The sequence below is a fragment of the Domibacillus antri genome, from assembly GCF_001936625.1.
GTDB classification, from domain to species: Bacteria; Bacillota; Bacilli; order Bacillales; family Domibacillaceae; genus Domibacillus; species Domibacillus antri.
The window spans coordinates 1-9,644 of record NZ_MSDU01000045.1 but is presented as its reverse complement, the minus strand read 5'-3'; the positions used below and the strand labels follow the sequence as shown (position 1 = coordinate 9,644).

The 9,644-nt window shown below is 44.6% G+C and carries 11 protein-coding genes and 1 pseudogene; 3 read left to right on the top strand and 9 right to left on the bottom strand.

From position 1 onward, the window contains the following. Window positions 1–53: 53 nt before the first annotated feature. From BTO30_RS14750 to BTO30_RS14740, 3 genes are all read right to left on the bottom strand, one after another. Entirely contained in the window at window positions 54–812 is a 759-nt protein-coding gene (locus BTO30_RS14750) for an enoyl-CoA hydratase/isomerase family protein (protein ID WP_075399470.1), read from the bottom strand. A gap of 111 nt (window positions 813–923) precedes the next feature. After that, the gene (rpmF, locus tag BTO30_RS14745; protein ID WP_073711095.1) at window positions 924–1,097 is read right to left on the bottom strand and encodes a 50S ribosomal protein L32; all 174 of its coding nucleotides are present in this window, start codon (window positions 1,095–1,097) and stop codon (window positions 924–926) included. 62 nt (window positions 1,098–1,159) lie between these two features. Then, a complete protein-coding gene (locus BTO30_RS14740) occupies window positions 1,160–1,690 on the bottom strand; it encodes a YceD family protein (RefSeq protein WP_075399469.1) in 531 nt (176 codons plus the stop codon). A gap of 146 nt (window positions 1,691–1,836) precedes the next feature. Here BTO30_RS14740 and BTO30_RS14735 point away from each other — a divergent pair, with 146 nt between their 5' ends. Further along, window positions 1,837–3,036, top strand: coding sequence for a nucleotidyltransferase (locus tag BTO30_RS14735; protein WP_075399468.1), 1,200 nt, complete (start codon window positions 1,837–1,839; stop codon window positions 3,034–3,036). Here BTO30_RS14735 and BTO30_RS14730 read toward each other — a convergent pair. Beyond that, window positions 3,028–4,083 carry a SepM family pheromone-processing serine protease gene (locus tag BTO30_RS14730; protein ID WP_169829361.1) on the bottom strand — a complete coding sequence of 352 codons (1,056 nt, stop codon included), beginning with the start codon at window positions 4,081–4,083 and terminating at the stop codon, window positions 3,028–3,030. The genes BTO30_RS14735 and BTO30_RS14730 overlap by 9 nt on opposite strands. Then, entirely contained in the window at window positions 4,062–4,853 is a 792-nt protein-coding gene (locus BTO30_RS14725; RefSeq protein WP_075399466.1) for a patatin-like phospholipase family protein, read from the bottom strand. The genes BTO30_RS14730 and BTO30_RS14725 overlap by 22 nt, the downstream gene beginning before the upstream one ends. Before the next feature lie 130 nt (window positions 4,854–4,983). On the opposite strand from BTO30_RS14725, the gene ylbJ reads away from it, so the two are divergent. Next, window positions 4,984–6,120, top strand: a complete 1,137-nt coding sequence (gene ylbJ, locus BTO30_RS14720; protein ID WP_075399465.1) for a sporulation integral membrane protein YlbJ — start codon at window positions 4,984–4,986, stop codon at window positions 6,118–6,120. 21 nt (window positions 6,121–6,141) lie between these two features. Here ylbJ and coaD read toward each other — a convergent pair whose 3' ends face one another. The 3 genes from coaD to BTO30_RS14705 all read right to left on the bottom strand — a co-directional run bounded on the left by coaD (window position 6,142) and on the right by BTO30_RS14705 (window position 8,717). Next, on the bottom strand, window positions 6,142–6,636 hold the full coding sequence (gene coaD / locus BTO30_RS14715; RefSeq protein ID WP_075399464.1) for a pantetheine-phosphate adenylyltransferase: 495 nt from the start codon (window positions 6,634–6,636) through the stop codon (window positions 6,142–6,144). Between the two features lie 2 nt (window positions 6,637–6,638). Further along, on the bottom strand, window positions 6,639–7,205 hold the full coding sequence (rsmD, locus tag BTO30_RS14710) for a 16S rRNA (guanine(966)-N(2))-methyltransferase RsmD (protein WP_075399463.1): 567 nt from the start codon (window positions 7,203–7,205) through the stop codon (window positions 6,639–6,641). Between the two features lie 102 nt (window positions 7,206–7,307). Beyond that, window positions 7,308–8,717: a stalk domain-containing protein gene (locus BTO30_RS14705; RefSeq protein ID WP_075399462.1), complete on the bottom strand. Its 1,410-nt coding sequence runs from the start codon at window positions 8,715–8,717 to the stop codon at window positions 7,308–7,310. Between the two features lie 141 nt (window positions 8,718–8,858). On the opposite strand from BTO30_RS14705, the gene BTO30_RS14700 reads away from it, so the two are divergent. After that, window positions 8,859–9,248, top strand: coding sequence for a DUF7147 family protein (locus tag BTO30_RS14700; protein WP_075399471.1), 390 nt, complete (start codon window positions 8,859–8,861; stop codon window positions 9,246–9,248). Between the two features lie 29 nt (window positions 9,249–9,277). On the opposite strand, the pseudogene BTO30_RS14695 reads toward BTO30_RS14700, so the two are convergent. Beyond that, window positions 9,278–9,457 (bottom strand): annotated as a pseudogene (locus BTO30_RS14695) (IS5/IS1182 family transposase); the annotation flags it as partial. Window positions 9,458–9,644: the final 187 nt, after the last annotated feature.

Here is a 9,644-nt window from a genome sequence, read left to right as displayed (position 1 = left end):
TAACCTGTCTAACTTTTCGGGATCACTTCACAATTGAATGAGACAACTCTTTTTTATTTTTTTGATAAAAATGCCGCCACGGCCTCATGATGCGCTTCCTGTTCCCATAAAATCGCACATTGTCTAATTTCCTGCTCCATTCTTTCTTTAAGACCGCTTGATTCCCATTTTGCGGTCAATATTTTTTTGTACGCCGTAAGCACCGTGCTGTGAATCGCCAATTCATGTTCAAAAAAGCGCTTTGCTTCTTCCATTCCAGCTCTTTCATGCACCCGATCAATAAAACCAAAACCTTCAAGCTGCTCCGCACGAAAAACAGCCGCTTCCGACAGCATTTTGAAAGCAAACCGCGTCTCTATACGTTCCATTAAAAGCGTACCTCCGCCCCAGCCGGTCGTAATCGCCTGATTTCCTTGAATGAATCCCATTTTCACGCCATCCCGGGCAATGCGGTAATCACATGCCGCAGCGATCTCACAGCCTCCTCCTACGGCCGTTCCATTCATTAAGGCCACAGTCGGTTTCGGAAGTGTGGCTAAATCATACAGCACAGCACCCATTTTTGACAGCATTGCGTATGCTTCCTTTTCAGTGCGCAGCGAATGAAACACTGACAAATCGCCTCCCGAACAAAAAGCCCGGTCTCCTTCTCCTGTCACGGCAAGCACCCGTACATCGTCCTGCTTTGCCCGTTCAACCGCTTCATTCAGCCCCTTAATCACGCCATAATTAACCGCATTACGTCTGTCTTGCCGCGAAATGGTAAACAATAAAATCCCGCTTTGAGTATCCAGCCGAATATGATAATCCATTGGAGCACGCCTCCTCCCGCTTCTATTGTAGCGCTTTCATAAATAAAAAAACAAGAACAAAAAAGGCAGAGAGCCATGGTCTCTCCGCCTTTTTTGAAAGATTCAAAAGTCTTATTTGCTGACGACTTCTTTGCCTTTATATGTTCCGCATTCTTTGCACACGCGGTGCGCCAATTTCATTTCACCGCAGTTCGGGCAAGAAACCATACCCGGCACTTGCAATTTGAAGTGCGTACGGCGTTTGTTTTTGCGTGTAGTGGATGTTCTTCTAAAAGGTACTGCCATGTGATATACACCTCCTTAAAGGAATAAAAACTATATGAAGCCAGAATAGCTGTACTTCTCAATTACTCTTCATCAGACGTAAAGAAGTTTTGAAGTCCCGCTAAACGGGGATCAATAGCCGGCTTCTCTTTTTCAGGAAGCTCGTCTTCTTCTTCAAAAAACGCCCAATCTTTTCCTGACTGCACAACATGCTTGTCTGCATCTTCACTGAATATTTGCATAGGCACTTCCAGGATGATCGCTTCTTCTAAGATCGGACGGAGATCAATCACATTTCCTTCCGGCAGATGAACATCATCCGTTTCATATGACATGCCTTCTTCCGGTTTCAAAAGAAACGTTTCTGTCAGCGGAATGTCAAACGGGTACGTTACGTCAACAAGCGTTCGTGAACATGGGACAATCATTTCCCCAGTTGCTTTCACATGGAAAACAACCTGGTCATGCCGTATATCCGCGCGGCCTGTTACATGAACAGGTGAAATGCGGCGAATATCGTTTTCAAGTGTTGTCAGTTCGGATAAATCGACTTGTTCATCGATTTCAAGACCGCGTTCGCGGTATTTTTGCAGTTGAATTATGGACCATTTCATTTAATCACCTCAAGGCAACAAAAGTAATTATAGCCCTCTCCTGATAGAATGTCAATATATTTTCTTTACAGTGAAATGCCGGTTTGACTTTTTTAACCGTATCTTTGAAAATGGATATACATTCTTGTTAAGAAAGGAATTTTTTCATGAACGCAGCCGGTATTGTCGTCGAATATAACCCGTTTCACAATGGTCACCTTTATCATGTAAACGAAACAAAACGCCAATCAAATGCAGATGTGATCATCGCTGTAATGAGCGGCTCTTTTTTGCAGCGCGGCGAGCCTGCATTGGTAGATAAATGGACACGCACAAAGATGGCGCTTCTAAACGGGGTTGACATTGTTGTCGAATTGCCTTACGCGTTTTCAACACAAAAAGCAGAAACATTTGCTTCAGGCGCCATCCAAATCCTGCATCATTTAAAATGCCAGTCATTTTGTTTTGGCAGTGAGGACGGCCAAATCGAACCGTTTCTTCAAACAGCCGCCCGCCTGGATGAGCATAAAGAGGCACTGGATGAATCTGTCCGATTATGGATGAAAAAAGGAAGCAGTTATCCCGCCGCACAGACGCTGGCAAGAGATCAAATCTTTTCCGGTCATCCACTGCCGCTTGATCTTTCCAAACCAAATAACATTCTCGGCTTTCATTATGTGAAAGCCAATAATAAACTGAGCGGTCCGATGCAGCCGATGACCATTTTTCGGAAAGGAGCCGGTTATCATGATCAGCAGGCTTCCGGTTCTATTGCCAGCGCTACAGCCGTTCGCACATTACTGCTTGACCAAAAACAGGCAGATGCCTTTTTGCCTTCATCTGTCCAGTCCATTTTAACAGAACACAGCCAAAATGGACGGATTCATTCATGGGAAATGTATTGGCCGTTACTTCGATACCGTCTTCTTTCCATACAGGCAGATGAACTGAACACCATTTATGAGATTGAGGAAGGCATTGGTCCAAGACTTGTGGAAGCGGCCATAAAAAGTTCTTCATTCTCTTCTTTTATGGAACGAGTAAAGACGAAGCGTTACACTTGGACAAGGCTGCAGCGCATGATGACGCATATATTAACCAATACAACGAAGGAAGAAATGGATAAAGAAGCCTCAGCTGTTTCATTTATACGCTTGCTCGGCATGACCCAAAACGGCCGCGCCTATATTCGATCCATCAAAAAAGAGATGACAATACCGCTGTTATCCCGGACAGCCGCTGGGTCGGATATGCTTGCCCTCGATATAAAAGCAGCTCGTGTTTATGCGACCCTACCGTCTGCCCCTTCTTCCTACACAGGGCAGCTGCTTGATCAGGAATTTTCAGCGCCGCCGTTCTTACTTTGAAGCCGTCAGACTACTTAAATAATGGACAGCGTCAGAAAATGTTTTGACCGGCACAATATCCATGTCGGTCTTTATTTCTGCAGCCGCTTTTTTTGCCTCCTCATAGTTTGTCGGAACGCCGTTCATTTCATCGGGCAGCTCGTCATCCGGTGCAAAAAAGATTTCAGCGCCCGCCCGGTCCGCCGCTACCACTTTTTGCTCAATACCGCCGATACGGCCTACCGTTCCATCTGCCTCAATCGTTCCGGTGCCGGCAATCCGTCGCCCGGCAGCCATATCTTCTTCCATCAGCTGATCATAAATTTCGAGGCTGAACATCAGCCCTGCTGATGGTCCGCCAATCTCTTCCGCTTCAAGTGTCACTTCCGGATCACTTTCCAGCGTCCGGTCATCGGCCAAACTGATGCCAAGACCTGATTTTCCACCGAGCTCCGGAAAAGATTTCAAGCTAATTTCAGCCTTTTTTTCCTGATCATCCCGGTTGTAGGTCACCGTCACTGTCTCTCCCGCTTTTTTTAACTGTACATAATTCGTCATTTCTTTCGATTCTTTCAATTCTCTTCCATCAATCTCTGTAATGCGGTCTCCGGCTTCAAGGACCTCTTCTGCCGGCATGCCGGGAAATACACCAAGTACATACACGCCTTTGTATGTCCAGTCATACGATTTGCCGGCTTCATCAAAGGCAACCGTGATTGCATTTTGCTGAGACGTATCCATTAAATGAAACTGTCTGACATTATATTCATTATCCGATTCATGCGGGTAGCGCACGTCTTCTTTCGGCAATATTTCCTCAAATTCTCTGAAGTACGCCCAAATGGATGAATAAATGTTGGCCGGCCCCATTCGAATCGTGGTCAGCATGAATGTTCCAGTATCATTTTCGTCACCGCCCTCCACATGAACGATCGGATCAAGTTCATGCGCACCACCAGGCTTTGTAATATAGTACGGAAGCGGAATAAAGGCGGCCGCAATGATAATGATCAACAAAATATAAGTGACCGCTGTTCGTTTATTTTTCACTTTTGTTCTTCCTTCCATGCAGAAATCAACTGTTTAATCGCCTCAACATGTTCACGTGCGATTTGCTCACCGGCTTCGATGATTTCCGGAATATGAGTAAAAGCGCGTGAATTATAACTGTTAACAGGCGGCCGAATCATCATATTCGACGCAAGTGTTCTGCTTTCAATAATTTCAAGCTGCAAAATATCAATACTTTGCATAATCACGTCAAAAATAGTCGTTATTTCCGCATTCTTCTTGACAGACGCGACATCCACACCAATGACAATATCTGCCCCTAAGTCTTTGGCGACTGATACCGGAACGCGGTCGATCACCCCTCCATCCACGAGCAGACGGCCGTCGATTTTCTCTGGAACAAATACACCGGGTATTGCAATAGACGCCCGCACCGCTTCTGCAATCGGTCCTTCTGTAAAAACGACTTTTTCCGCAGCCTGTATATCAGTGGCGACAATGGCCAGCTGAACGTTTAAATCTTCAATTCGTTTACCATGCGTAAACAGACGAATAAAGTCTTTTATTTTCCGTCCAGCAATAAAACCCATCTTCGGTACAATACAGTCCAGAAAAAATTTACGCTGAAAAGCGGTAGACAATTTGTATAATTGCTCCATATTGTGTCCGGCTCCATATAATGCCCCAACGAGCGCGCCCATGCTGCTGCCGGCAATGATGTGAACCGGAATATTTTCTTCCTGAAGCACTCTCAAGACACCAATATGAGCAAATCCGCGCGCGCCTCCTGACCCAAGTGCCAGGCCAATTTTGGGCTCAGCTGCCATGAATACACCTCCAAGTCACCCTATGTTCATTCTATTCTGACGCACCACGCATATCCTTTCGTACAGACCCTTTTTTTATTGTACAAAAAAAAGCAAGAAAACTGCATTGACGCTCGGGAGGATTCTGTTCATGAATGTTGTTACATGGAAGGCATCTTTTGCCGCTGTCATCGTTACGTTATTGACCGCAGGGCTCCTTTCCTTTCCGGATCATGGATTAAACGCAGCCAGGCTGGGAATGGATATGTGGTGGAAAACCGTTTTCCCGTCGCTTCTCCCCTTTTTTATTTTAACCGAGCTGCTCCTGGGACTTGGTGTTGTTGCTTTTTTCGGCGCCCTTACAGAAAAAATCATGCGTGTTCTTTTTCGCCTTCCCGGCCCGGCAGGAGTGGCCTGGATCCTTTCACTGGCTTCAGGGTATCCAACAGGGGCGAGACTTGCAGCCCGTCTCCGGAACGACAAGATGATCTCACAAATCGAAGCGGAGCGGCTTGTGGCATTTGCCCACTCCTCCAATCCATTATTTATTTTAGGTGCTGTCGCCAGCGGATTTCTTCAAAATCCCGGGTTTGGATTTTTACTTGCTGCTGCCCACTACAGTGCTGCTTTTTTCGTTGGCATTACGATGCGCTTTTACGGAAGCCAGACTCCTGTTTCCGAGACAAAATCAACCGGGGCGGTTCAATCGTTTTTATTGGCGCGTAAAGAAGATGGACGGGCATTTGGGACATTGATTGCCGATGCCGTCATTTCCTCCGTACAGACGCTGATGCTCGTCGGCGGATTTATCATCTTTTTTTCGGTCATAACAGAATTGCTGAAAATAAATGGCGTTTTTGCCGCTGTTTCTTTTCTGCTTTCAAAAGCAGGAATGGCCCCGTCATTAACCGCGCCGCTTGTCTCAGGACTGATTGAGCTTACTGCCGGGACAAAACAGGCATCGGGGATGAGCGGAAGCTCTGAAGTTATCCTGATGACAATCAGCTTTATTTTAGCGTTCAGCGGTTTTAGTGTTCACGCTCAAGTTGTATCCATCTTAAGTAAAACGGATATCCGGTACACCCCTTTCTTTGCCGCTCGCGTGCTTCATAGTATCTATGCCGTTTTAATCACGTTCCTGCTTACATCGAACAATCCCGCCGCCTCACCTGTTTCTGTTTCCGCCATTTCACCTGAGAATGGCATGACAATGACCGTTTTATGTTTGGCTCTTTCTTCTATTTTGCTCGTTTTTCAATATAAAAACAGCCGCCACAAAAGAAATTAATTTCTTTCGTGCCAGCTGTTTTTATGCCGTTGGTCCTGTCAGCCGTTTTTGATTCAGAGCTTCTTCGACCGCTTTTGGAACAAGTTCTGAAATGTCCGCGCCATATTTCGCTACTTCTTTTACTATACTCGAGCTTAAAAATGAATATTGACTATTGGTCATCATAAAAAACGTTTCCAGCTGATCGTCAAGAACACGGTTCATCGAGGTGATCTGCATCTCATACTCAAAATCAGATACAGCCCTTAATCCGCGCAAAATCGCATTGGCGTTTACTTCCTTTGCATAATCCACAAGAAGGCCCTGATAATGATCCACTTCCACATTCGGAATGTGAGCGGTCACTTTACGGATCAATTCCGCCCGTTCCTCTGCCGAAAACAGCGGTTTCTTTGACGAATTGCTTAAAATAACGACATATACTTTATCAAATACTTTGGCACCCCGTTGAATGATATCAAGATGTCCGTTCGTAACCGGGTCAAAACTGCCCGGACAGACTGCCACACTCGCCATGATTATTCCTCCCCATCATTCGCCCATTTGTAAATCGAAACGGAAATCATTCCATACGTTTCATACCGTACTCGTTCAAAAGGTCCGGCAGTATCCGGCAGCGATACATCTGAACCATGTTCGCACATAATAAATCCGGCCGCTGACAGCAAAGAGTGTTCCCCGATAAACTGAAGCATAGACTCAAGCTTTTGCTTCTTATAAGGAGGATCAAGAAAAATACCATCAAAGACAATTTCACGCTTCAAAACAGCTTTTAGTGCACGGTCCGCTTCGTTGCGGTATATTTCCGCTGCTTCATTGAATCCGGCTGAACGCACGTTTTCTTTTACTGTTTGAATCGCTTTCATATCCCGGTCAACGAATATGGCCCGGTCAAATCCACGGCTGAGCGCTTCAATCCCAAGCCCGCCGGAACCCGCAAATAAATCAAGTGCGGTGCCGCCGTCAAAATAAGGACCAACCATATTAAAAATAGATTCTTTCACTTTATCAGTTGTAGGCCGTGTATCTTTGCCCGGTACTGCTTTCAGCGGCAGTCCTTTTTTCATTCCAGAAATAATTCTCATCCTATTATAACCTGCCATTCGTTTTTCTTCGTTTATGGTATCATAAACCAGCAGGTGAATCTACATAACAAAAAAAGAAACCTTGTCGTCATTCGACAAGGTTTACAATCCGTAAGACTGAAGATTAATCTGCCCGGGACTTTCCTGTACTTCGACTAAAAAGATTTTTTGAAACCAGATTTTATCAATATATATGGTGCCGTTTATATTTTGCAGCGCACTGCCGTAAAGGGCATAATTACGTTCATTGAGTAAAACACGATTTTCCTTTAAATAAAACCGGTACGTTTCAAACTCTTTTTTCATAAGCAGCTCCTGACCGCCTGACAGCTCCTGCACCGTAAATCCGAGTGCAGCAGCGGCATCCTGCACCGGCACATACAGAAGACCCTCTTTCTTTGTCATATGAAACGCAGCTTCTTTTCCTTCAACGGTAACCGGACGGCCATCAAAAAATACAAGCGGTGAAACGGGCATATCACTTTTTAAATTCAGCTTAAAAAAGTCTGTATCTTCTCCTTTTACGGAACCTAAAAGCTCATCCAGCTTTTCCGCACTCACTTCTTTCCCTTTTAGACGCTTTAATTGCGCTGTCCATTCCGACTTCTCTGTTTCTGACAAGCTGGCTGCAATCATTTCCTTCATCTTTACCGCTTTCGCAAAAACAGGCTGTGAATTATATAAAGAGACCGCAATAAATGAAGTCAGCCATTTTTCATTTTCCGGAAAAATAAAATGCTGTGCCGCATAATCATTAATGATCTGACTTCGAATCGCCTTCAGGCCGTCTATATTTTGAACAAAGGTTAATCCGTTAAATTCTGCCGGTTTGACATTTGGATCAATGATCACTGTATGAGGTTTGACTTCATCTTGGGAAAATGGAACTGTAAAGGAAGCAGTGGAAGCATCCACTTTTGCTTTGCTGTAAACGGTTAAGAACCGTGGCACCGTTGTTTTGACGAGCGGTGTTTTTTGCCAATACAGTACCGGTGCCGCTGATTTCCCTTCAAATGAGTAAAAGTCAATCATCGACATTTGTTCCGCTCCCGTTTGAGCAAGTGAAGACACCCACTCGCCTCCTCGTTTTGTATAATCCGTTATCATTAATGATGTGGATGTCATCGTTGTATCCGTCAAAACAGCATGCCAATTATTCAGCAAAAAGAAATCAGCAGATGCAGGTTTCTGAAGACTGTAGCGGATTGTCACTTCGCTGCCGGCCGCTTCAATTGCTCCGGACTGGCCGCCAATGTCACATTTGTCTCCTTTTGAACATGAGATATTCACCGCGTCTGCCGGGAGCTTCACGGCTAATTTTTCATTTTCCGGCAAAGAGCGGATTGTCTGATTTATAAAAATACCATCTTTTTTTACATCTACTTCAATTTCCTGTGCGGAAAGAATATTTTCAGATTCTTCTGATAATTTTTCGTAGCCAATCCATTGTATCGTTAATAATACACCGGAGACAACGAGCAGTGACAAACTAAATAACAGGACCTTTTTCATTCATTTGTCCGCCTCCTTTAGGAATGATGACTCACTTTCATCATATCAAATTTTGTCGAATATGACGATGAAATTTGTTGAAATCACGTGAACAGGATAAAATTATTTGTATAATAGAAGAAAGAGAATGGAGGCATGACATTGATTCAACGATTTATCGAACTTGGTGAAGGATACTCCGATTTATATGAACTGCTTGATATTGCAGGGCGTTCCGAACAGCGTGTGATGCATTTTCTCGCATTGCATGCAAAAATGGCGAACCGGAATGTGACATCATGCGCCGTCGTGTTAAAGCCGACTACGCCTGGTGACTTTCAGCCCATTTACATATGCCGGGAAGGAATACCCTATCCAATTGAAACACCGAATGAACGATACCGTCTTTTTGAGCAAGCCGCACAAAGAGCCGGGAAGTCTGTCATTGAACTTGATATAAAGCCTTCTTCCGCCTTTGCGGAAAAAGCACTTTACTATCAATATGTCACCGGTATCCTGCGGCTGAATCATTATATTCCGCCGCTTCAATAAAAAAAAGGGGCTGTCTCAAAAGCCTCTTAATGGTAAGGAGGCCGGCCGCCTCCTTTGTAAGCCTGGAAAAAAAGGTCGTCATCCAGCTCGTCGATCATGCCGCTGACCACACGCACGACATGGTCTTCTGGAATCAATTCACTGTAGTCCATTGGAAGAATCAGCTGTCCCATGGTATAATCAATAAAAGTAGCCTTTGTGCTGCTCATAAAAAATCGCCTCCGTAATGTTGGTTTGGTCACTTACATTATATCGGATGAGGCGATTTTTTTGTGCATAAAAACAGGGCTGCCTCAAAAGTCAGTTTCCACTGACTTTTGGGACAGCCCCTTTTTTGTATAGCATTTGTATTTATTGTTCCCTATAATTAGGAGTAAAGACTTAATGAAAAGGGGT

Bases quoted from the DNA above. Each gene is read 5' to 3' on its own strand.
- BTO30_RS14750 (WP_075399470.1), bottom strand. From the start codon at position 812: ATGGATTATCATATTCGGCTGGATACTCAAAGCGGGATTTTATTGTTT.
- BTO30_RS14735 (WP_075399468.1), top strand. From the start codon at position 1,837: ATGAACGCAGCCGGTATTGTCGTCGAATATAACCCGTTTCACAATGGT.
- BTO30_RS14740 (WP_075399469.1), bottom strand. From the start codon at position 1,690: ATGAAATGGTCCATAATTCAACTGCAAAAATACCGCGAACGCGGTCTT.
- ylbJ (WP_075399465.1), top strand. From the start codon at position 4,984: ATGAATGTTGTTACATGGAAGGCATCTTTTGCCGCTGTCATCGTTACG.
- BTO30_RS14705 (WP_075399462.1), bottom strand. From the start codon at position 8,717: ATGAAAAAGGTCCTGTTATTTAGTTTGTCACTGCTCGTTGTCTCCGGT.
- BTO30_RS14725 (WP_075399466.1), bottom strand. From the start codon at position 4,853: ATGGCAGCTGAGCCCAAAATTGGCCTGGCACTTGGGTCAGGAGGCGCG.
- rpmF (WP_073711095.1), bottom strand. From the start codon at position 1,097: ATGGCAGTACCTTTTAGAAGAACATCCACTACACGCAAAAACAAACGC.
- BTO30_RS14730 (WP_169829361.1), bottom strand. From the start codon at position 4,083: ATGGAAGGAAGAACAAAAGTGAAAAATAAACGAACAGCGGTCACTTAT.
- rsmD (WP_075399463.1), bottom strand. From the start codon at position 7,205: ATGAGAATTATTTCTGGAATGAAAAAAGGACTGCCGCTGAAAGCAGTA.
- coaD (WP_075399464.1), bottom strand. From the start codon at position 6,636: ATGGCGAGTGTGGCAGTCTGTCCGGGCAGTTTTGACCCGGTTACGAAC.